Below are 23,152 nucleotides of genomic sequence, written 5' to 3'. Positions count from 1 at the left end.
GAAAGATAAGGTGATAAATTTAGACAGCATGCTGTCGGAAGTTCGTGTTTTTGCACCTGCAACTGTCGCAAATATGATCTGCGGTTTTGATATATTGGGTTTTGCTGTTGAGCAACCCGGTGATGAGGTGGTGATGCGACGTACGCAACAACCTGGAGTAACGATTCGGGAAATAACTGGTGACGATGGAAGACTACCACTCGACCCTGGCAAGAATACCGTATCTGCCTGTGTGCAATATCTATTACAAGCCCTGAATATCTCATCAAAGGTAGGCGTCGAAATCGAATTGCATAAACATATGCCAATTGGATCTGGACTAGGTTCCAGTGCAGCAAGCACCGTAGCTGGGCTTTTTGCCATCAATACCATGCTCGGAAACCCTTTGACAAAAGAAGAATTATTACCATTTTGTGTTGAAGGTGAGCGTTTGGCTTGCGGTACAGGCCACGCTGATAATGTTGCCCCAGCGCTTTATGGAGGCATCACATTAATCCGGGGAAATGAACCTTTGGATGTTATTTCCATCCCTTCGCCAAAAGAACTCGTAGCAGCAGTGGTTTTTCCACAGGTCGATGTTCCCACACGTGACGCAAGACAACTCATAAAGGATAAAGTGCTGTTGAAAGACGCCGTGACACAATGGGGAAATATCGCGGGATTGGTCGCTGCATTGTTCAAAGAAGATTACGATCTCATTGCACGAAGCATGAAAGATATCCTCATTGAACCAACACGTGCAATTTTAATTCCCCAGTTTTATGAAATGAAGGAGATTGCTTTGAAAAATGGTGCCTTGAGTTTTGGTATTTCTGGCTCAGGCCCCTCTGTCGTTGCAATAACACGGGACGAAAAAATAGCAAAGGATATCGCCGACAAAATTCAAACTCATCTCAAAGAAAATGAAATTGACAGTTTTGGCTATGTTTCCCGTGTCAATGTCGAAGGACCCAGGGTTTTAGATTAAAAATTATTTACGGACAGAAACGAGGTTTATAAATCTCAGGTCAATTGATAATTGGCTCAGAAAAGATAATAAAATGAAATATCCGCATTCTAAAGTGAATACGAATCAAAATAACAGGATATTTTATATGGCCTTGACAAAATTATTTACATATGAAATTTTATAGTACAAATAATAAAACATTAGAAGTCTCCTTTAAAGATGCGGTCTTCAATTCTCTCCCTGCAGACAAAGGATTGTATATGCCTGAAGAGATTCCACAATTGGACCCGCTATTCATTAAGAATATTCAACAGTATTCCTTGCAGGAGATTGCTTTCGAAGTAGCTTCTACCCTATTGGGAAAAGATATTCCCAAAGGCGATTTAAAACAGATTGTGAACGATGCCATCAATTTTGATGCTCCTGTAAGATTCTTGACCGACAGCACGGCTGTGCTCGAACTATTTCATGGGCCGTCTTATGCTTTTAAAGATTTCGGAGCTCGGTTTATGAGCAGGGTTATGGGCTATTTTTCAAAGACTGACGATAAATTACTGGACGTGCTTGTTGCGACGTCAGGCGATACAGGAGGAGCTGTTGCATTGGGCTTTTTGGGCGTAGAAGGAACACGTGTGACGATCTTATATCCTAAAGGTAAAGTCTCGGAAGTTCAGGAACTACAATTGACCACCAATGGACAAAATATTCGTGCTATTGAAGTTGAAGGAACTTTTGACGATTGTCAGGCATTAGTAAAGCAAGCTTTTAGTGATGCAGAACTCAATGCTGTATTGCGTTTGACCTCCGCTAATTCAATCAATATAGCACGGCTGATCCCACAGACATTTTATTATTTTTATGCGTATGCACAATTGAAGTCACAAGGAATCAATGAGGTCGTGTTTACAGTGCCGAGTGGTAATTTTGGTAATATCGGGGCTGGTTTATTGGCCTATAAAATGGGACTTCCAGTGAAGCATTTTGTAGCTGCAACAAACGTCAATGATACCGTTCCTCGATTCCTTTCTTCCGGCAAATATGAACCATTGCCTTCTGTTCAAACCTTAAGCAATGCCATGGATGTTGGGAATCCCAGCAACTGGGTGCGTATACAGGATCTTTTTGGCGGAAATGTGGAGGAATTAAAAAATATGCTCTCTTCTTATACATTTACAGATGAAGAAACAAAAGAAGGAATGCAAAAATTATATGAAGAATCGAACTATATCGCCTGTCCGCATACAGCAATCGCCTGGCTTGGCGCTCGTGCTTATGCAAAGGAGCATCCAGGTCATTACGCTTCGGTTTTCTTATCGACAGCACATCCCTGCAAATTCCCCGACGCAATAGCAGCAGATGTATTTGGAAAAATAGTGTTGCCTGCCGGTGCAGAAACATTGCAAGGAAAAGAAAAATTAGCGGAACTTTTAAAAGTTGATTTCGAAGCCTTCAAAAAATATTTAATCAACCATAACTAAACGTTGAGGGCTCCTTTAGGAGCCCTTTTTTATACCAAGATAAGTATCAATATAATTCTTTAATTCAAGTTTTTTATCCTTATCTAAGATTAAGTCATAGATGGGGATAGGTTGCTCTCGCCCAAATCTTATGAAATCTCCATTTTCTTCCGTCAATGAACTTAACCATGCACTGACATCAATGGTATTTTTTATCGGGTGCATATCAAATAATCGGAGATTGGCACCTGAAACAAACGCTACAATTTTCCAATCTTTTATGACTTTGTCATCAAGCACAGTTTTTTTGTCCAGGTATTTTATAAGATTTACGGACGCCCCCTTGGTGCAACTCAAAATGAGATGTGTGCCATACTTTTTTACAATAAGTTCTGGACTGTTGTTCTGAACAAAATTAATGAAGTCTTGATTTTGAAATTTCGGATCTTTTACTGCAAAGAAAAGCATGCTGTATTGAAATCCTTCAGAATAATAGTTGGTTAGTTGCATTTTCTGGTCCGAGGGAATGCGTGCCAATGCATCTGTTTCCGTTGTAACGAGTTGCTCCCCGTAATGATCAAATTGTATTCTCAGACTTCTCAATAGTCCCTCCTTATTAATATCTTCGCTAAATGCACCACCACTTGAAAAGCCCGTTGTTCTAGAAATATAGGAAGACTCCTTTAATTTTTCGGTATCAATGATTTTTGCACGTAGCCCCTTATTGACAAAAAGTAGGTTTTCTTTTGCATCATATCCATAGCCTACCATAAAATATGGTTCAGCTTTAATTGCTTGGCTGACTTTCATTTCTGTTTTTTCAAATCTAGACAACTCGACAAGCTCAAGATCCTCCTCATTTTTAATTGTGAGTTCAGAATCTGATTTTTTACACGAAAAAAGCGAACAAATAAATGTTGTGGTTAATAATAAGTGTTTTAAATTCATTTTGTAAATATACAAGAATAATTGTTTCATTTATTTTTTGACAAATAAAGAAGCAGGGTTTTACAATTAATACGTTAATTTTGCAACAATGAAATCAGTTTATTTGAATAAGGGTAAGGATAAAGCTGCCTGGCAATTGCATCCTTGGGTATTTTCTGGAGCAATTAAATCATTGTCCGATAAGATTGAAGATGGCGAAGTTGTTGGCGTTTACAATGCTGAACGTGAATTTATTGCCTATGGTCTATTTCACAATAGCTCGCGTGTAGCCATTCGTTTATTGGAATGGAACCCTCAAGCACAGATTGATGCAGATTGGTGGCGTGCACGCGTTCAGAAGGCTGTAGCAGCAAGACAGCATCTGTTGCAAGAAGGTGTCACCAATACGGTTCGTTTAATCTTTGCTGAAGCAGATTTTCTTCCTGGACTTATTGCAGACAAATACGCGGATTTTATATCCATTCAGGTTCATTCAGTTGGGGTGGAAAAAGTCAAATCAGTTATTATCGATGAATTGAATGCTTTGCTGCAACCCAAAGGAATTTATGAGCGTAGTGATCTGAAATCTCGCGAACATGAAGGTTTACCTGATACCAATGGGCTTTTGTTTGGAGAACTTCCATCTGAATTTGTCGACGTTATCGAAAATGGCATTCATTATAAGGTGAACATTATTGATGGACAAAAATCGGGATTTTATTGCGACCAACGTGAAAATCGCCAGCTGACGGCCAATTACGTTTCAAATAAACGCGTCCTAGATTGTTTTTGCTATTCCGGTGGTTTTACGTTAAATAGCTTGAAAAGTGGGGCGGCAGAAGTTATATCTGTAGATAGTTCTGCACTGGCTATTGAAACCCTGGAAAAGAATATTATTGAAAATGGTTTTGAACTTAGTCGACATAGCGCAATATTGTCTGATGTAAACAAGCAATTGCGTAAATTCATTGATGAAGGGGAAAAATTTGATCTTATTGTCTTGGATCCACCGAAATATGCGCCCTCTCGATCTGCATTGGAAAGAGCATCAAGGGCGTATAAAGACCTCAATCGCCGCGGATTGATGTTGTTAAATAGTGGTGGTTTATTAGCGACATTTTCTTGCTCAGGTGCGATGGACATGGATACCTTCAAACAGGTGCTCGCTTGGGCTGCACTGGATGCCGGTAAGGAAATTCAGTTTATCAGACAATTTCATCAGCCTGAAGATCATCCTGTCCGGGCTTCGTTCCCAGAAGGCGAGTATCTGAAAGGATTGTTGGTGCGCGTATTGTAATTATTATATGAAGATAGTTTAGGTTGATTTTAACAAATCAACCTTTTTAATTTTTGAACAACGTCATGATACAAGAGAAGACGAGTAGACCTATTTTTTCTATTTTGTTTGCCGTGAGCATGGTGCATCTTTTGAACGATATGATTCAGGGAGTGATACCGGCGACCTATCCCTTGCTCAAAGAAGAGCATCATCTAAGCTTTTCTCAGGTTGGGATGATTACAATGGTTTATCAGATAGCAGCTTCAATATTCCAGCCCGTTGTAGGCTCATTTACGGACAAACATCCTGTACCATACTCTCAGATCATTGGGATGTCTTTTTCCCTTCTCGGTATGCTTTTGTTTTCGAAAGCACATAGTTATGAATGGATCTTATTTTCTGTTTTTCTGGTCGGGATTGGTTCTTCAATCTTTCACCCTGAATCTTCTCGTGTAGCTTATATGGCATCGGGAGGGAGAAGAAGTATGGCACAATCTATTTTTCAGATTGGAGGAAATGGAGGGACCGCAATGGCCCCAATCATTGTCGCTTTTTTGGTATTACCGAGAGGGCAGCAGGCGATCGCCTGGATGTGCTTATTTACGATTCTTGGCCAATTTATATCTTATTATATTGGTAGTTGGTATAAAAAGAGACTTCAAAGCTTTGCCAAATCAACGAAGAAAACAATACGCGTGCCTGATCTACCCAATAGCCGAATCGTCGTGACCGTTGTTATACTCCTCTTACTGATTGTTTCAAAATACTTCTATATAGCAAGTATTACAAACTATTTCCAGTTTTATACCATCAAGAAATTTGGGATTAATGAAGTGGAAGCACAAGTCTATCTATTTTATTTTCTGATAGCTGTTGCGGTGGGAACATTACTGGGCGGAGTATTCGGGGACCGATTTGGTCGCAAATATGTCATTTGGTTCTCCGTCTTGGGCGTTGCACCATTTGCATTAGCATTACCCTATGTCGGACTTACGATGACGGGAATACTAATCGTGATTATTGGATTGATTTTATCATCAGCTTTTCCAGCAATTATTGTTTATGCACAAGAACTATTGCCTAAGAAGTTGGGCATGGTTTCAGGTTTATTTTACGGCTTTGCATTTGGAATGGGAGGGATTGGATCCGCTGTACTTGGCTGGCAGGCAGATCATACGTCCATCGAGTTTATTTATCACCTATGTTCCTACCTGCCATTGATGGGTATTGTGGCTTATTTTCTTCCCAATCTACAAAAAACACCTTACAAAGAAATCTAGATTTGGCATATAGGCGCATGTTAAACACGAAAGAGCGGATTTCAATAAAATATCCGCTCTTTTTTGTTATTATTTGATGCAGTCCATCCAGGCTGAGGCCATCATCTGTGCGCCGGCAAGGGTAGGGTGTACACCATCTGCTGCCCAGTAGGCACCAGGAGCATTCTTTTGGGCATTGTCGAATATTTTTTGATAGGGAATTAGAATTGCGCCAAATTCTTTGGCGACCTCACGAGCGGATTCTTGGTAGGCCAAAAATTTTGGATACCACGCTTCAGTAATGTGACCTACGCCCTTTACTGCAAAAGGTTCTCCAATGATCAATTTGACGTTTGGAAGCTTTTGTAATGTCTCCTGTAGTAACTGTTGGTATTGGGATTTATACTCCTCAACCGTTGTCTGTGCTCCGCGGTCGATTGTTCGCCAGAAATCGTTCACACCGATCAAAATACTCAATACAGTGGGTTTTATTTCCAGTGTATCCTCCTGCCAGCGCTTTTGAAGATCGGGCACACGATTTCCACTAATACCTGTATTATATACCTTTAGTTTTTTTGCCGAATATTTATTTAAGAGCTGGCTGGCAGCCAATAGAGCATAACCATGTCCAAGTGCTGCGGTATCATTGGCATTTCTATTGTTTCTATCTCGGCCCACATCCGTAATGGAATCGCCCTGAAATAAAATGATGTCGTCGTTATTTAAACTGATTTTTGAGGAACCGACTGTTGATTCGTGAGCGAATACATCGTTTCCCAGTATATTGGCACCAGTCAATAGACCGGAACCAATAATGCTTTTTTTGATAAATGATCTGCGGTTTGTGTTCATTATTAGGTTTTTGTTATGTTTAAAGTTACATACTTTAAGCATACTTTTCCAAACCTTTTATAATGATGTTACACGCTTTTTCAATTTCCAGATCTGTAATAGTCAATGGAGGAGCGACACGCAGTGCTGTTTCACAATGCAGATACCAATCGATCATAACCCCGTTTTCAGCACAATACTTACTCACGTTGTAAACCTGATCAAAGGAATCCAATTGCAGACACATCATAAGACCTAATCCTCGAATTTCTTTAATTGCAGGGTGTCGGAGTTTTTCTTTAAATAAAAGCGATTTTCGCTCGACCTGTTCTACCAATTTTTCTTCCTTGATAACAGCCAGTGAAGCCCGTGCTGCGGCACAACTTACGGGGTGGCCCCCAAAAGTCGTGATATGTCCAAGCATGGGATTATCCTTAATAACATCCATCACTTCTTTGGCTGCAACAAATGCGCCTAGGGGCATGCCACCACCGATTCCTTTGGCAAGCATCAGGACATCTGGGACGATAGCAAAATGCTCAAAAGCAAAGAGACGGCCTGTGCGGCCAAAACCAGTTTGGATTTCATCAAAGATCAGTAGGGTACCTGTTTCATTACAGCGTTTTCTGACGGCTTGCATGTAAGCGATATCCGGGACTCGGACACCCGCTTCCCCCTGAATAGCTTCGAGGATGACAGCAGCAGTTTGTTCCGTAATCTTTGTGAGATCGTCCAGATCATTAAACTTGATAAAATCTATTTCGGGAAGGAGGGGGGCATACGCTTTACGGTACGCATCGTTTCCGATAAGACTGAGCGCGCCTTGTGTACTGCCGTGGTACGCCTTTTTTGCAGCGATAATCTGCCTGCGACCGGTATATTTCTTTGCTATTTTCATTGATCCCTCTACGGCTTCCGTTCCACTGTTGGTGAGGTAAACCGATTGAAAATTAGGAGGAAGTTCTGCTAATAATTCTGTAGCAAATTGCACCTGTGGGGCCTGCACAAATTCACCATAAACGGTGACATGTAGGTACTGGTCCAATTGTGATTTTATAGCTTCCAAAACCTTCGGGTGACGATGGCCTATATTGCTGACATTGAAGCCAGAGACCAAATCCATGTATTCTTCTCCATTTGGGCCATAAAGGTAGACACCTTCAGCCTTAACTACTTCAACCAATCTAGGTGAGCTAGATGTTTGAGCGGTATTCATTAAAAATAATTCTCTGTTGCTTAACATGATCTTACAAATGTCCGAAAATAAAAAAGAAGTCTTCAAGACTTCTTTTTTATTTTCGAGATTATTTTCTTCTATTCTGCAGGGATTTGTATAGATGTTCCCTGAATTCCTGTTCTACTTCAAAAAATTGCGATGCTCGCGCATTGCCAATAACTTTGGCAAATTTGGCCCGATATTCTTTTTTGATCTCCACTTCCTTAGCATCATACTGTAAGACGTCTCTGGAGCCACCTCTAAAACTATTTTTTGGAGCACCATTCAATTTTTCTTTCCTGATATCCCAAAGCGTTTGGCTGTATTCATTATAGAGCGGGAAGAATTGCTGAGCCTCTCTCGGAGTTAAATCCAGTTCTTTAGTAATGTAAGCTATTTTTTCATTTTCTATAGCTTGAAATCGATTTTTGTCTTGCGCAAAGCCCAAGGCAATAGAAAATATACTAAAGAACAATGTTATCCATATGTATTTTTTATTGAACATCATTATAAGGTATAATTTAGATAATCTTCTATTTCTTGTTTAGATATATTACTTCCAAATCCCTTAGTAGGGAGATTTGCTTCGTCAGTATACTGGGCCATATAGATCATATCGTCACCAGAAGCCGACTCCGCAAGGTAATTAATGATTTCCTGCTTAGGAATTTCTGACAAATGCTGGCTTAACTGCTCTTCTGCAACAGCTTCTACAGGAGTCGTATTTTGCTGTTGATATTGATAACCCCAATATCCGCCTATACTCAACATAGCCGCAAAGGATGCCGCAACCGCATAACGAGCGTACCATTTTTTAGGTTTCCCAATCTGACGGATCGGTGTATTATCCTTTTCAAGCATTTGAACACGATCAATGATGCTGTCCGAAAGAATCTCAAAATAATGTTGTGGTACATCAAAACCTGCAGTCACAATCGTTTCTTTTAGTTTTTCTTCAGCAATACGAGCAAAAATTGTCGATTCAACTATTTCTTCGTAGCCAACAGGAGCTGTAAAACCATCTGTCGGAACTGTTTCCTTCAATTTCTCCGCCGCTAAACGGGCGAAGATGGAGTCTTCAAGGGTTTGATTATAAGCAGAAGGCATGGTAAAGCCATCCGATGCAATCGTTTCTTTTAATTTGTCTTCTAAAATTCGGTTGAAGATAGTTGAAGATAGTTCAGAAGCATAATTTTCAGGAATTTCAAAGCCGTCTGTAGTAACCTGCTTTTTTAAACTATCTTCCGCAACCTTACACATTATGGCGTCAGATAAGCTATTAAAATATCCTTCTGGAACCTCAAAGATGGATTCTTCCTTGCATTCAACCAATTTGACTTGCGTAATTATTTTTGATTCTAAATCACTGAAATAATTTTCAGGTAAGCCAAATGGATTTTCACGCAACGATGCTGGAAGATTTGTAGGCTCCAGCCCATCATGATATGTGCCATTTTCCTTCATAGTATCTGTTAGAACCTAATTTCGCTAAAAGGTTTAATCGTTGTTGTTAAAAAATGCCTCTATTTTTTTGACAGCTAAATGATAAGAGGCTTTAAGCGCTCCGACACTTGTTCCGAGTACTTCTGAAATTTCTTCGTATTTCATATCTTCAAAATATTTCATATTGAAGACCAATTTTTGCTTTTCTGGCAAAGTCAACAAAGCCTGTTGTAATTTCATTTGAGCTTTATCACCGTTAAAATAATTGCCATCAGCAAGCGTTTCTGCCAAATAAGCAGTCGTGTCGTCATCCAACGACACGTTCTGCTTTTGCTTTTTCTTATTTAAGAAGGTAATACATTCATTTGTTGCGATACGATAAAGCCAAGTGTATAATTGTGAGTCTTCACGGAAATTCCCCAGGTTTTTCCATACTTTGACAAAGATATCTTGAACAACATCGTCCGCATCGTCATGATCGATGACCATTCTTCGCACATGCCAATAAATCTTCTGTTGATATTTCTTCAACAATAAACGGAAAGCTTCTTCTCGCGTACTCTCTTCGGCGAATTTTGCTATAATTAAAGCGTCATCCATATATTGACTTGCGTAGTTTTGTTATTTTCTTTTGATTACTTTTTGAACCGCAGCCACAATAGCCGCAGCATTCAAACCGTATTTTTCCATCAATTGAGCAGGAGTACCTGATTCTCCAAAACTATCATTTACGGCAACGTACTCTTGTGGAGTAGGTAACTCTCTTGTTAACACTTGAGCAACGCTATCACCCAAACCGCCAAGACGATTATGCTCTTCTGCCGTTACGACACATTTGGTTTTCGCAACAGATTTTAAAATAGCTTCTTCATCCAAAGGTTTGATGGTATGGATATTGATAATCTCAGCGTTGATACCCAACTCAGCTAATTTCTCGCCAGCTTGGATAGCTTCCCATACTAAATGACCTGTAGCAATGATCGTAACATCCGTTCCTTCATTTAATAATACCGCCTTACCAATCACAAATTCTTGATCAGCAGGAGTGAAGTTAGGAACTACGGGACGGCCAAAACGCAAATAAACTGGTCCCTCATATTTTGCTGCTGCAATCGTAGCGGCTTTTGTTTGATTGAAATCACAAGGATTGATCACTGTCATTCCTGGCAACATTTTCATCAAGCCGATATCTTCTAATATTTGGTGAGTTGCACCATCTTCACCTAAGGTTAGGCCAGCATGCGACGCTGCAATTTTTACATTTTTGTCCGAGTATGCAATCGATTGGCGAATCTGATCATAAACACGTCCTGTTGAGAAATTTGCGAATGTACCAGTGAATGGTATTTTACCACCGATCGTAAGTCCGGCAGCAATCCCCATCATATTAGCTTCCGCGATACCGATTTGGAAAAAACGTTCTGGAAATTCTTTGATAAAATCGTTCATTTTTAACGAACCGATTAAATCAGCACATAATGCAACTACATTCTCATCTTGCTTTCCTGCTTCTAGTAATCCCGCACCAAATCCTGAACGTGTATCTTTTGACTCTGTATAAGTATATTTTTTCATTCTAGTAATCTCCTAAAGTTTCTGTAAGCTGATTCAATGCCGACGCCAATTGTTCGTCATTTGGAGCAACACCATGCCATTTATGAGAACCCATCATAAAATCAACACCGTTACCCATTTCAGTATGCATCAGAATAATGACTGGTTTACCTTTTCCTGTGCGTGATTTAGCTTCTGCTAAACCTTCAACAACAGCATTCATATCATTGCCTTTAGCAATTTCCATCACATCCCAGCCAAATGCTTCCCATTTTGCACGAAGATCACCAAGAGATAATACTTGATCTGTAGATCCGTCAATTTGTGCTTTGTTATAGTCAACAGTAGCAATTAAATTGTCGATCTTATTGTGTGGTGCATACATCGCAGCTTCCCAAACTTGGCCCTCCTGCAATTCGCCATCACCCATTAATACATAAACTAGATTATTGTCTTTATTCAATTTTTTTGCTTGTGCGGCTCCAATTGCAACAGATAATCCTTGGCCCAATGATCCCGACGCAATACGAATACCTGGAAGACCTTCGTGCGTTGTTGGGTGACCTTGAAGTCTGGAATTGATTTTTCTGAACGTTGCTAATTCGCTCACTTCAAAATATCCTGCATGCGCCAATGTACTGTAAAATACAGGAGAGATGTGTCCATTTGATAGGAAGAATAAATCTTCTCCTTTTCCATCCATGTCAAAGGAAGGATTGCGTTTCATTGCATTGAAATAAAGCGCCACAAAGTAATCTGTACAACCTAACGAACCACCTGGGTGTCCTGATTGACAAGCGTGTACCATACGTACGATATCACGTCTTACCTGTGATGCAATTTGTTCTAGTTTGTTAATATCTGCACTCATTTTTTTTGTTGGTTTCACAATTGGTCGTAAAGTTAACTATTTTTAAGCTAGATGCTTGTTAAAAAATGAATTTATATTGACTTATAACCGAATCTCAAGCCGCTTTAGAAAAATGTTCGCAGGATAATACTTATAAAATGCTATTGGAGCCAGGGAGTTTTGCCTGCCTGATTACTACTTTGATACGCTGGATATTTTCAGACCTTTTGCATTACCGGGCATAAAAAAAGGATTCAGCATCACTCATGCCGAATCCTTTTTTTATTATAAATGTGAAGCTAAGATTACATGGCTTCAGCAACAACTTCAGTCACTTCCGGAACCATGCGTTTCAACAATCCTTCAATGCCTGCTTTTAAAGTAATTGTAGATGATGGACAACCGCTACAAGAACCCTTTAGTTCAACCGTTACCACACCTTCATTAAATGATTTATAATGTATAGCACCCCCATCTTGTTCAACAGCAGGTCGTACATAATCGTGTAAAACTTGTTGTATCTTAACTTCAGTTTCGGTGCCCTCAAAATCCACTTCTGTGTCGTGGTGTACCGTTTTTACAGCAAGTTCAGACTCTACAGCACCTTTTACAAAATCTTTCAACAAAGCTTCGATGTCTTCCCATTCTGCATCTTCCGTTTTGGTAATAGTAACGAAGTTACTCGCGAAAAATACACCACTTACAAAATTAAATTTGAACAATTCAAGTGCAAACGGTGAATCTTGTGCTGCTTCTTTATTTGGATAATCTACACTACCGTTGATCAACAATTTATTGACCAAGAACTTCATTGTAGAAGGATTGGGGGTAGACTCTGTATATACGTTAATCGTAGCCATGTAATATCTATTTTATTCCAAACAAATATAGGTCAAAAGGAGCTTTCTTAAGGTCATCTATAAGTAAAAGCTTATAAAGTAACACCTGTGTAGTTAGAAGGACTGATCGCTTTCAGTTCCTCTTTAACTTCCGCTGACACATTTAGATTATCAACAAATGTCGCTATTGTTTCTTTCGTGACATGCGTGTTGGTACGTGTTAGGTCTTTTAAAGCTTCATACGGTTTTGGATAGCCTTCTCGTCTTAGTATCGTTTGTAGCGCTTCGGCAACAACAGCCCAATTATTTTCAAGATCATTGGCCAATGCCTGTTCGTTTAAGATCAATTTGCGTAACCCTCTCAAAGTTGATTTAATAGCAATTAGGGTATGTGCAAATGGAACACCAATATTACGTAATACCGTAGAATCTGTTAAATCCCGTTGAAGACGGGAAACAGGTAACTTCGCTGCAAGGTGCTCGAAAATTGCATTTGCAATACCTAAATTTCCTTCTGCATTTTCAAAGTCAATCGGGTTGACTTTATGTGGCATAGCCGAAGAACCGATTTGACCGGCAGTAATTTTTTGTTTAAAATATTCCATCGAAATATATGTCCAAATGTCACGGCATAAATCGATGACAATATTGTTGATCCGTTTTAAGGCGTCACAACTTGCCGCAAAGTTATCGTAGTGCTCAATTTGCGTGGTCGTTTGTGAACGGTCTAAACCCAAGATATTGTTGACGAAATTATTTCCAAAATCGATCCAATTTGTCGCTGGATATGCAACGTGATGCGCATTAAAATTACCAGTCGCTCCACCAAATTTAGCTGAATACGGTACTTGATGTAATAGTTGCAATTGACGTTCAATACGTTCAATGAAAACATAGAACTCTTTGCCCAAACGAGTTGGAGATGCTGGCTGTCCATGGGTACGTGCCAACATCGGGATCTCTGACCACGAAGTTGCCAAAGATTTCAATTCATGAAGCAATTCTTCGATTGCAGGTGTATAGCTCTCTTTAATTGCTTCTTTCCAGGAAAGTGGAATGGCTGTGTTATTGATATCTTGTGAAGTCAAACCAAAATGAATAAATTCAAGGTAGTCCTGTAATCCTAATTTTTCAAATTGATCTTTTAGAAAATACTCAACAGCTTTAACATCATGGTTCGTAACTTTCTCTGTGTTTTTGATCCAAATGGCATCTTCTTCAGAAAAATTTCTATAAATATCACGCAATTTCTCATTTACTCTTTTGTCAAATTGTTGCAATTGAGCAATACCTGATTCACCTAATGCAATAAAATATTCCACTTCCACGCGTACGCGATATTTTATTAAAGCAAATTCAGAAAAAAATGCTGAAAGTTCATGAGTGTTATTGTAATAGCGTCCGTCGATAGGAGTAACTGCTGTTAAAGATGATAAAGCCATAGATTGAATGATTTTTTGGCAAAGGTAAAAAAATGCTTGGAGCTTAGCAATTTAATTGGCGCAGATATAAAAAAAGCCTCCTTGGTGAAGGAAGCTTTTTTATAAGGTCTAAATTCTATTTCAGAAAATTAGTGAGCAGCTTTAGTTGAATCAACTTTAGCAGCAGCTGAATCTACAGCAGATTTTGCTGAATCTACAGCAGTTTTTGCTGAATCCAATTGTGTGTTAGCTGAATCTAAAGCAACATTAGCTGAATCAGTAGCAGCGTCAGTTTTTTTAGCAGTTTCACCACATGATGCGAAAGCCAATGTTAAAGCTAAACCTAAGAAACCGAATTTGAATGCGTTTTTCATTTTATTAAAATTAAAATATTTTTAAATCTTGTTATTTAGGGATTAATACCGATAAATTAAAAAGGTAACCCCAGGTTTTTCTCTTTTTGAAAAAAGAAAGACCTTTTGTTAAAAAAGGCCTTCCAAAAGCTTTATTCAGTCCTAAATTATTTTTTAGTAGCAGCTGAATCAACTTTAGCAGCAGCTGAATCAACTTTAACAGCAGCTGAATCTACGTGGTTAGCAGCTGAATCCAAAGTGTTAGCAGCTGAATCAACTAAAGCAGAAGCTGAATCTGCAGCACCTTCAGCTTTTTTCTCTGAATTGTTACAAGATGCGAAAGCTACAGTTAAAGCTAAACCTAAGAAACCGAATTTTAATGCGTTTTTCATTTTCTAATTTTCTAATTTAAATTGAAATAATTTTCTTTTTCATCTCTTAATACACGTAACCAAAAAAGGTAACCCAAAAAATATGTTTTTTTTAAAATAATATATAAATGACTGAATTTAAGTTGTTTAATTTATTTAGAATAAGATGGTATCCCACAAGTCTCGGCTTGTGTCATCCTTTAGCTTAACAAGGGCTAAGGAAGGGTGATCATTGTGTCGTTCTTGTGTGTTTGTTGTGCTGAGCTTGTGTGAATGTATTTTAGCCAATCTAGGGATAAGATGGTATTGATAACAAACAATTTTCGATTATATTTCTTATTTTAAAAAGTAAACACTTAAAAAGAAATTGCAATTATGTTTGATAAAGTAAAGAATATAATGGATTTGGCAAAATCAATAGACTTTGGCAAATTGGAAGAAATATCGAAGAAAGTGGATTTGGGAGCAGTAATGGATGCCGTATCAAAAATGGATGATAAGCAGCTTCATGGTTTAATGAAAATGCTGAGTGCAGGAAAAGAAAAAAAGGAATTACCTCCTATTAATGGTGATTTCTATGCTATGGATAGCAAATTAAATGATTCAGATCGTGCATTGCAATTGAAGGTGCGGGAATTTATGGAGAATGAAGTCAAGCCAATTGTCAATAAATATTGGTTAAGAGATGAATTTCCTTTCGAAATTATACCGAAACTAGCCGCTTTAAATATTTGTGGCTATACCTACGATGGGTATGGCTGTATGGGGGGCAGTTCTTTAATGGAGGGGATCATCGCAGCGGAGATAGCGCGTGTTGATGCTTCTGTAGCGACTTTTTTTGGCGTACAGAGTGGTTTGGCTATGGGATCAATCTATATATGCGGATCCGAAGAACAAAAACAGGAGTGGTTGCCCAACATGCAGAAAATGCAAGTGATTGGTGCTTTTGGTCTAACCGAGCCCGAAGTAGGGTCGGGAGCAGCGGGCGGATTGACAACAACCTGTAAGAAGACCGCCGAAGGCTGGGTGTTAAATGGTCAGAAAAAATGGATCGGGAACTCCACTTTTTCGGATATAACCATTGTTTGGGCTAGGGATCTTGATGATGGCGAAGTTAAGGGGTTTATTGTACGAAAGGATAATCCAGGTTTTTCCGTTGAGAAAATTAAAGATAAAATGGCTTTGCGTATCGTACAGAATGGTCTTATTACTTTAGCGAATTGCATCGTTCAAGAAAGTGATCGCCTGCAACATGCAAATTCTTTTAAAGATACAGGAAAGGTTCTTCAGATGACGCGAGCAGGTGTCGCTTGGATGGCCGTAGGATGTGCGCGAGGCGCCTATGAAAATGCCTTGGATTATACGCGTAAAAGGAGGCAATTTGGTAAACCAATCGCCTCTTTTCAGCTTATTCAAAATCACCTGGTTGAAATGTTGTCCAATTTAACGGCTATGCAAACGCTTGTCTTCAGATTATCTGAATTACAGGATAAGGGTGAGCTAAGAGATGAACATGCCTCGCTGGCCAAAGTCTTCTGTTCTTTACGTACCAGGGATATTGTTTCCAAGGCTCGAGAGGTCATGGGCGGAAACGGTATTCTGTTGGAATATAATGTCGCACGGTTTTTGGCCGATGCTGAAGCCATTTATTCCTATGAGGGGACAAAAGAAATCAATTCACTCATTGTTGGCAGAAGTATAACTGGATTTAGCGCCTTTGTTTAGGGATTATCAGGCTGGTCTTTGGCATCCTGTTGCCAAATATAGCTTAATACATAAAAAGGGCGTTGTTCCGTAACAACGCCCTTTTTACTTCATTTGGAGCAAAAATCTAATTTTCTATTGCCGTTTGAGTCGCATAATAGCAATATCTCCCATGATAAATGTCAATGTATTCTCGCTTATGCTAAAGGTATTTACCTTTTCTAAGGTCGAAAAGAAAGTTGCTTCACCATTACCTTCGCAGGCCATCTTTGTCGACATAATGGGGCCAAAATTGATGGTGTTTCCATTCGTTTTAAAAGTCATATTGTAGTTATTGCAGCTGCTATTTCCGTTTACTTTACCACTGGAAGCATCAAAGATCATGGTCGGTTTACGATTGGGATATAGGCCATCGAAAGCAATCCGTGGGCCGGATATATAATCAAGTTCCCAAGCTCCACTAAGTTGTTGCTTGTTGTCCTGAATCAGCTTAAATTTTGCCAGGGGAGCCATTTTCGCTTTGTTCAAGCTAAGAATATCATCCTTAACCGTATAGTTATCTGCAGCAATCAGGTTTTTGGATAAGGCTTGTTCAATAGACATATCCGGACAGGCCATCATCGTAGACATACCCTGAGCAAATTTAACCTTTCCATTCTTTGATAAAGTCAATTCTCCACCGATGCCATTACATCCCCCACTTGCACTGTAACTTTTTTCATCCAGCTGGAGGTAAGGCATTTTACCGTTGATCTGAGCCGCTACTGGCTGTCCATTGATTTCAATCAATTGCCATTTTTTTCCAATTACTGACGACAGGCTACTTTCTGTGTTCTGCTCATTCGCGTTTTTCTTCATCACAGAGCAACTTCCAAGACTAACGATTAAGATGGCCAGTATGGCGATGTTTTTAAAGTTCATATTTTAAATTTTAACCTATTAACACCCTTTTTAACGTTTGGTTTGACAAAATGATACAAAAGTTCACAAACAAAAAAGGCTTCCAGTTTGGAAGCCTTCTTTATCAGTAGGATAAATCTTACGATTTGTTTTTATTTTGTTGTGCTTGTTGTTGTGCACGCATCATTTCTTCCATTTTCGTTTGGAAGCTCGATTTTTTATCTGCTTTTGGATTCTTTTTATTTTCCTCCAATTTAGCTAAGATTTTCTCATCATTCACCATAGTGCGAATAACCAACTGCGTTAAGAACGTAAATAATGCACTTAAGAAATAGTAGTAATTCAAACCTGCTGGGAAGCTATTCAAAACAAAGAAGAAAATCAACGGCATGATATAGCCCATGTATTTCATTTGTCCTGTAGCACCAGATGTAGCGTTGTTATACCAGGTCGTTAACAGTGTTGTCAATGTCATCAAGATACACATCAACGAGATGTGGTTGAATGATCCAAAAATAGGTGCAAATGTGAATAGCGTATCATAAGTTGACATGTCCTTCATAAACAAGAAGCTTTGTCCTCTCAATTCAAATAAATTTGGAAAGAAGTAGAAGAACGCAATGGTAAATGGCATTTGTAAGACGAGAGGAAGACATCCGCCAAGTGGATTCACACCGACCTGTTTGTACAGTTTCATTTGCTCCTGCTGCATCAACATTTGATTGTCTTCACCCACTTTTGCTTTGATCTCATCCAGCTGCGGTTTTAAAACACGCATTTTGGCCATAGAGACATAAGACTTGTAGGTCATTGGGGAAAGAATCAACTTCAACATCAATGTCAATAAAAGGATAACGATACCATAGCTCATATGGAAACCATCCAGGAAGTTGAATACAGGTACTGTAATCCATTGGTTGATCCAACGCATAGGCCCCCAACCCATATTGATAATCGATTGATAATCATTTCCTTCAGCCTTCAATACATTGTATTGATTTGGTCCAAAGAAGAAGTTTAGGGAATAATTATTGTCCTTATGGTTATCAAATGCTAATTCCGCGTTTGTGTTGTAGAATTTAACGATATCGGTTTCTGACGCATGTTTTACATCCACTTTTGCATTGACAAAGCCATCTTTAGCGCTGAGGATACTAGAGAAGTAATGCTGCTTGAATGCAATCCATTGTACTTTTTTCTCCAATGCTTCATCAGCATCTTTTGATTCGGAAAGGTGATCTACTTTATTATCTTCTTTATAATACAGGGTAGATTTCTGTCTTTCCGATTCTATGTTTTGCTCTTTCTGTCTCAACGTGGTGTTCCAGTTCAGGGTCAACGTTTTTTGACTCTGCGGAATTAAATTCTGTATCCCTTTTGTGTTAATGTCCAGTCCTACATTATAACCTTTGCCAGCAATCGAGTATACATATTCAATATATTGATCGGCACTGTAATTTAGTCGGAATTTTACAGATTGTTTACCCTCAGCAGAAACTTGGATATCCGAAGATTCTGTATTGAAGTATAAATCATTTGTTGATACATTTTGACCAGCTGCATTAAACTGAAAACCAAACTTGTTGTCGTCGCCATCAAAAAGCATCAACGGTTTTCCATTGAAATTCTTTTCGCCTTTTAGTTCTACGGATTTAACCTTACCACCTTTTGTACTGATTTTGGCAATGATTTTCTCGTTTTCAATCGTAATGACTTTCTCCGTTCCAAATTTTGTCGCGCCAAAAGGTTTTTTCAATTCCGCCGAATCAGCAATCACTGCTGTTTGTGCTGCTTTGGCTTTAGCGGTAGAGTCACTTTCGGCAGGCAGTCCTTTTTCGGTACGCGCTTTAGCCTCTTGTCTCGCTTGTTCTTGTTTGATTTCCGATTCTGAAGGCTTCATCAGGTAAAATGAACCAGTGATGATAGCAAACATCAGGACCAAACCAATTAGGGTATTTCTATCCATTTTTAATAATTAAACTTAATTAATTGTATCCTTCTATTACTACTTTGATTTTTTGTTGGCCAAAGCAGCGGCTACAAAGCTAACAAAAAGTGGGTGAGGATTTGCAACAGTTGACTTTAATTCTGGATGAAATTGTCCGGCAACGAAAAATGGATGGTTTTTCAATTCGACAATTTCAACTAATCCAGTCTCCGGATTGAATCCTGAAGCAATCATTCCAGCAGCTTCATATTGTTTTAAATAGTCATTGTTAAATTCATAACGGTGACGGTGTCTTTCAGAAATTTTTGTTTTACCATAAATGGCAAAGGCCTTAGTTCCTTTTTTAATTTCACAGTCGTAAGCACCTAAACGCATTGTACCGCCCATATTGGTGATATTTTTTTGCTCTTCCATCAAATTGATGACCGGATTGCTCGTGGTGGCATCCATCTCGAAACTATTAGCGTCTTTCAGACCCAATACGTTTCTTCCGAACTCGATAACCGAACATTGCATACCTAAACAGATACCGAAGAACGGAATATTATTTTCACGAACATACTGAATAGCATTTAACTTACCGTCCAAACCGCGTTCCCCGAATCCTGGAGCAACCAAAACTCCATCCATAACTTTTAGCTTTTCAGCAACATTTTCTTTTGTAACACTTTCAGCAGCAATATAGCTTACTTTTACTTTACATTCGTTTGTTGCCCCTGCATGGATAAATCCTTCGATAATGGATTTGTAAGCATCTGGTAGTTCAACATATTTTCCGACTAAGGCAATATTCACTTCACTAGTTGGGTTTTTGAGCTTGCCAAGGAAGTTCTTCCAATTTTCTAAATCTGGCTCATTTTTGTTGGAAAGTTTTAGCTTTGTTAATGCTGTTTTATCAAGATTCTCCTTCAACATCAGTAATGGAACGTCATAAATCGTCGACGCATCGATAGATTCTACGACGGCGTTGATGTTGACATTACAGAATTGCGCTAATTTTTTACGGATTTCCTGTGATAATTTATGTTCAGTACGACACACTAGAATATCTGGTTGTACACCATATTCCAATAATGTTTTTACTGAATGTTGCGTAGGTTTAGTTTTAAGCTCGCCAGCAGCGGCTAGGTAAGGGACTAAAGTCAAATGGATAACCAGCGAATTATTGGCTCCTAATTCCCAGCGAAGTTGTCTTACAGCTTCCACAAATGGTAAGGACTCAATATCGCCCACTGTTCCACCCAATTCAGTGATGATAATATCATATTCACCAGACTCACCCAACAGTTGCATTCTGCGTTTTATCTCATCGGTGATATGGGGAATGACTTGAACGGTTTTTCCTAAATAGGCACCTTCACGTTCTTGTTGGATAACGTGTTGATAGATGCGGCCTGTCGTGACGTTATTTGCTTGTGAAGTAGGGACGTTCAGGAAGCGTTCGTAATGACCTAAATCAAGGTCTGTTTCAGCACCATCTTCCGTAACATAACATTCTCCATGCTCATATGGATTTAATGTTCCTGGGTCGATGTTAATGTAAGGGTCGAATTTTTGAATGGTAACTTTATAGCCACGCGCTTGGAGAAGTTTAGCAAGGGAGGCAGCAATAATACCTTTCCCCAACGACGAAGTAACGCCGCCCGTAACAAAAATATATTTAGTCATAACAATTAAAGGATTTTCAATTTTATGTGGTCAAAATGACCAATAATAGTTGCTTTATGTACGGGATACAAAGATAGCAATTTTTATTCAAAATCAGAATTGAAGATCGCTCGAATAATTAAATTAAAAATAGATGTTACCTTGGCTATCGATTGTTGTCTTTAGTGTAGGCTGTGCTTTTGACTTAATTTCAATACGATAGAAATTAGTGCTATTTGAAAATACAATCTCATAATTTTTGTGCCCATTTATAATTTCAGGATATAATTTGCTTAACTCCTGAATTGACGTTGCATAGCGTTTTTTATCGTTTCGATAGATCTGTTGCAGGTAAAAGATATTCCAGGTAACTTTTTCGAGCGCGAGGAATTGCTCATCGATAAATTGATGGTTTGTGTCGTTAACAAATTTTATATGTCCCCATCGCTCAGGGTAATGCATATTAACGAGGCCGATTGGAGACCATACCCAGTTCTCTTCAGCGAGCGTCTTACCCGTGTTGTCTTTTCTCTTGCTATAGATAGTTTCGGTATTGTCATAATGCCACTGAACGCGTGAGAAGTTTATCTTCCAGGTTTCATTTGCTTTGATCTGATTTCCTTCGCCAAAGTATTTTAGACTTTTTACAGGTATTTTCATTTCCACAGTCCAAAATTCATCCTTGTCTTGTGGATTGTTGATGGACCCGGCATGATAGACTGCAGTTTCAATATCTTTTGTGTCCCAATTTAGATTAGCCCTACCGCCAAAGCGATAAGGTTTAGTCATCAAAAGATCCATAACTGTATTTAATGCATTTATTTCAATCTCTATATATTCCGGAGAGAATAGATTTGGCTTGAGAAAGATCTCAAAATCATTGTCATGATAGATGATTGTATCTTTCTGTCTTAAATATCCTTTGATATGAGGTTCTTGAAGCTTGGCAAAAAGATAAAGGTTTTCTTTATCCCAAAGCATCTTGACTTGCGTCTTAAAAGTAGGAACAGGCTTATTTAATCCCTCAATATCCTTAAAAGAGTCTGTCCATGGCGCTTTTGACCAGGAAGCCTCATCGTCCTTTCCGTCAATCGTGATTGCATCTGTTGCTGGGTGTACATAATAGGTTTCAGGGCGCGACTGTAACTGAAGAAATTCATTCAGATTCCGTTGTGCAAAAGTAAAGGTCGGATAGCTTATAAAAGCAAAGATAAAAGCTATAATTCTCATCAAGATACAGTTTGATTTTTAACGGCAGCAAAGTGAAGATGGAACAAAATTAGGATGTTTTTAACTATTGTGATCATCTACGATTCTACCTTTCAGATACGAAGCTAAAAGTAAGTAAAATGTTTTAGCGCGGCAAAGAGGAGGGTGTGATTTTAGGAAACAATATATAATTGTCCTAAATTTATTACAGAAGCAGTGGTTTGTATGACCTGCGTTTTGGAAGCTACGGGTGGTAGGGCATAAAAAAAGGCTTTGAATGATTTCAAAGCCTTTTTTTATGCCGTGGTAGTCGTAATTAGATTCTTTTCGATTTAATACGAGCAGCTTTACCAGTAAGGCCGCGTAAATAGAATAATTTCGCGCGACGAACTTTACCGTAGCTGTTTACTTCAATTTTTTCAATGTTTGGTGAGTTTACAGGGAAAATACGTTCAACACCTACACCGTTTGAGATTTTACGAACGGTAAAAGTAGCGTTAGCACCTTCGCTGTTTAATTGAATTACTACACCTTGGTACACCTGTACACGCTCCTTATTTCCTTCGCGAATTTTATAATGAACGCTGATGGTATCTCCAGCTTTGAAAGCGGGAATTTCATTCTTTACTACCGCTTGTTCTTCTACAAATTTTACTAAATCCATGATTTCGAGTAATTATTAACGATTTATATCCTGTAAAAATCGGAATGCAATATTACGACTTATTTTCTGAATATAAAAATACTTTTTTAAAAAACTATTGACTGATATTCAAATCGGATGCAAAGATATGAAAATGAAATGGATAATCTAAAGATATTTTGAATATTCCTTTGTAGACTATATGGAGCGTGTTTTTGATTGCTAAATTCAATAGAATATATTGTTTTGATGAAAATATTATGCAATCAATCAGTCGTTTAGTGATTAATTTTCTATAGGGTGTTGACAAAGTCAAAAAATGATTCGATATTTGTGCCACACAAAACAAAGG

The 23,152-nt window shown here is 38.6% G+C and carries 22 protein-coding genes; 5 read left to right on the top strand and 17 right to left on the bottom strand.

Annotated features, from left to right (window positions below; translation table 11 throughout):
- The first annotated feature begins 28 nt into the window (after nt 1-28).
- Both B4Z90_RS15640 and thrC read left to right on the top strand, forming a co-directional pair.
- Nucleotides 29-967, top strand: coding sequence for a homoserine kinase (locus B4Z90_RS15640; protein ID WP_046672011.1), 939 nt, complete (start codon nt 29-31; stop codon nt 965-967).
- Between the two features lie 152 nt (nt 968-1,119).
- A complete protein-coding gene (gene thrC / locus B4Z90_RS15635; RefSeq protein ID WP_115046666.1) occupies nt 1,120-2,427 on the top strand; it encodes a threonine synthase in 1,308 nt (435 codons plus the stop codon).
- 15 nt (nt 2,428-2,442) lie between these two features.
- Here the strand turns inward: thrC and B4Z90_RS15630 are convergent, their stop codons facing one another.
- Nucleotides 2,443-3,354: a hypothetical protein gene (locus B4Z90_RS15630; RefSeq protein WP_286802731.1), complete on the bottom strand. Its 912-nt coding sequence runs from the start codon at nt 3,352-3,354 to the stop codon at nt 2,443-2,445.
- A gap of 88 nt (nt 3,355-3,442) precedes the next feature.
- Between B4Z90_RS15630 and B4Z90_RS15625 the strand changes: the two genes are divergently transcribed.
- Both B4Z90_RS15625 and B4Z90_RS15620 read left to right on the top strand, forming a co-directional pair.
- Nucleotides 3,443-4,630, top strand: a complete 1,188-nt coding sequence (locus tag B4Z90_RS15625; protein ID WP_070563065.1) for a class I SAM-dependent rRNA methyltransferase — start codon at nt 3,443-3,445, stop codon at nt 4,628-4,630.
- Between the two features lie 65 nt (nt 4,631-4,695).
- Nucleotides 4,696-5,892 carry an MFS transporter gene (locus B4Z90_RS15620; protein WP_070563062.1) on the top strand — a complete coding sequence of 399 codons (1,197 nt, stop codon included), beginning with the start codon at nt 4,696-4,698 and terminating at the stop codon, nt 5,890-5,892.
- 69 nt (nt 5,893-5,961) lie between these two features.
- Here the strand turns inward: B4Z90_RS15620 and B4Z90_RS15615 are convergent, their stop codons facing one another.
- The 11 genes from B4Z90_RS15615 to B4Z90_RS15565 all read right to left on the bottom strand — a co-directional run bounded on the left by B4Z90_RS15615 (nt 5,962) and on the right by B4Z90_RS15565 (nt 14,770).
- Nucleotides 5,962-6,723, bottom strand: a complete 762-nt coding sequence (locus B4Z90_RS15615) for an SGNH/GDSL hydrolase family protein (RefSeq protein ID WP_286802729.1) — start codon at nt 6,721-6,723, stop codon at nt 5,962-5,964.
- Nucleotides 6,724-6,757: 34 nt separating this feature from the next.
- Complete coding sequence (locus B4Z90_RS15610) at nt 6,758-7,945, bottom strand: aspartate aminotransferase family protein (RefSeq protein WP_070563059.1); 1,188 nt, start codon at nt 7,943-7,945, stop codon at nt 6,758-6,760.
- Nucleotides 7,946-8,006: 61 nt separating this feature from the next.
- Nucleotides 8,007-8,426, bottom strand: coding sequence for a hypothetical protein (locus B4Z90_RS15605; protein ID WP_231585177.1), 420 nt, complete (start codon nt 8,424-8,426; stop codon nt 8,007-8,009).
- Nucleotides 8,426-9,382: a hypothetical protein gene (locus B4Z90_RS15600; RefSeq protein WP_286766927.1), complete on the bottom strand. Its 957-nt coding sequence runs from the start codon at nt 9,380-9,382 to the stop codon at nt 8,426-8,428. Before B4Z90_RS15600 ends, B4Z90_RS15605 begins: the two co-directional genes overlap by 1 nt.
- A gap of 33 nt (nt 9,383-9,415) precedes the next feature.
- Entirely contained in the window at nt 9,416-9,961 is a 546-nt protein-coding gene (locus B4Z90_RS15595) for an RNA polymerase sigma factor (RefSeq protein WP_046671841.1), read from the bottom strand.
- A 21-nt stretch (nt 9,962-9,982) separates the two neighbouring features.
- Entirely contained in the window at nt 9,983-10,936 is a 954-nt protein-coding gene (locus tag B4Z90_RS15590; RefSeq protein ID WP_046671842.1) for a transketolase family protein, read from the bottom strand.
- A 1-nt stretch (nt 10,937) separates the two neighbouring features.
- Complete coding sequence (locus tag B4Z90_RS15585) at nt 10,938-11,786, bottom strand: transketolase (RefSeq protein WP_286802726.1); 849 nt, start codon at nt 11,784-11,786, stop codon at nt 10,938-10,940.
- A gap of 284 nt (nt 11,787-12,070) precedes the next feature.
- Nucleotides 12,071-12,625, bottom strand: coding sequence for a NifU family protein (locus B4Z90_RS15580; protein WP_115046673.1), 555 nt, complete (start codon nt 12,623-12,625; stop codon nt 12,071-12,073).
- Between the two features lie 71 nt (nt 12,626-12,696).
- Nucleotides 12,697-14,046 (bottom strand): adenylosuccinate lyase, encoded by a 1,350-nt coding sequence (gene purB / locus B4Z90_RS15575; RefSeq protein ID WP_286802725.1) that lies wholly within the window; start codon nt 14,044-14,046, stop codon nt 12,697-12,699.
- Nucleotides 14,047-14,174: 128 nt separating this feature from the next.
- Nucleotides 14,175-14,399: a hypothetical protein gene (locus B4Z90_RS15570; RefSeq protein WP_046671847.1), complete on the bottom strand. Its 225-nt coding sequence runs from the start codon at nt 14,397-14,399 to the stop codon at nt 14,175-14,177.
- 146 nt (nt 14,400-14,545) lie between these two features.
- Nucleotides 14,546-14,770 (bottom strand): hypothetical protein, encoded by a 225-nt coding sequence (locus tag B4Z90_RS15565; RefSeq protein WP_286778244.1) that lies wholly within the window; start codon nt 14,768-14,770, stop codon nt 14,546-14,548.
- A gap of 354 nt (nt 14,771-15,124) precedes the next feature.
- On the opposite strand from B4Z90_RS15565, the gene B4Z90_RS15560 reads away from it, so the two are divergent.
- Nucleotides 15,125-16,474 carry an acyl-CoA dehydrogenase family protein gene (locus tag B4Z90_RS15560; protein ID WP_204990850.1) on the top strand — a complete coding sequence of 450 codons (1,350 nt, stop codon included), beginning with the start codon at nt 15,125-15,127 and terminating at the stop codon, nt 16,472-16,474.
- A gap of 114 nt (nt 16,475-16,588) precedes the next feature.
- On the opposite strand, the gene B4Z90_RS15555 is transcribed toward B4Z90_RS15560, so the two are convergent.
- The 5 genes from B4Z90_RS15555 to rplS all read right to left on the bottom strand — a co-directional run bounded on the left by B4Z90_RS15555 (nt 16,589) and on the right by rplS (nt 22,821).
- Nucleotides 16,589-17,374, bottom strand: coding sequence for an META domain-containing protein (locus tag B4Z90_RS15555; protein ID WP_286802723.1), 786 nt, complete (start codon nt 17,372-17,374; stop codon nt 16,589-16,591).
- Between the two features lie 118 nt (nt 17,375-17,492).
- Nucleotides 17,493-19,319 carry a membrane protein insertase YidC gene (yidC, locus tag B4Z90_RS15550; RefSeq protein ID WP_286778246.1) on the bottom strand — a complete coding sequence of 609 codons (1,827 nt, stop codon included), beginning with the start codon at nt 19,317-19,319 and terminating at the stop codon, nt 17,493-17,495.
- A 39-nt stretch (nt 19,320-19,358) separates the two neighbouring features.
- On the bottom strand, nt 19,359-20,969 hold the full coding sequence (locus B4Z90_RS15545) for a CTP synthase (protein ID WP_286778247.1): 1,611 nt from the start codon (nt 20,967-20,969) through the stop codon (nt 19,359-19,361).
- A 123-nt stretch (nt 20,970-21,092) separates the two neighbouring features.
- The gene (locus B4Z90_RS15540; RefSeq protein ID WP_286802721.1) at nt 21,093-22,178 is read right to left on the bottom strand and encodes a carbohydrate-binding family 9-like protein; all 1,086 of its coding nucleotides are present in this window, start codon (nt 22,176-22,178) and stop codon (nt 21,093-21,095) included.
- A 295-nt stretch (nt 22,179-22,473) separates the two neighbouring features.
- Nucleotides 22,474-22,821, bottom strand: a complete 348-nt coding sequence (gene rplS, locus B4Z90_RS15535; protein WP_046671854.1) for a 50S ribosomal protein L19 — start codon at nt 22,819-22,821, stop codon at nt 22,474-22,476.
- Nucleotides 22,822-23,152 lie beyond the last annotated feature (331 nt).

Source organism: Sphingobacterium sp. UBA5639 (genome assembly GCF_002421245.1).
Lineage (GTDB): Bacteria > Bacteroidota > Bacteroidia > Sphingobacteriales > Sphingobacteriaceae > Sphingobacterium > Sphingobacterium multivorum.
Note: the sequence above shows the minus strand (reverse complement) of the source record. Positions and strands in the feature narration are given on the sequence as shown.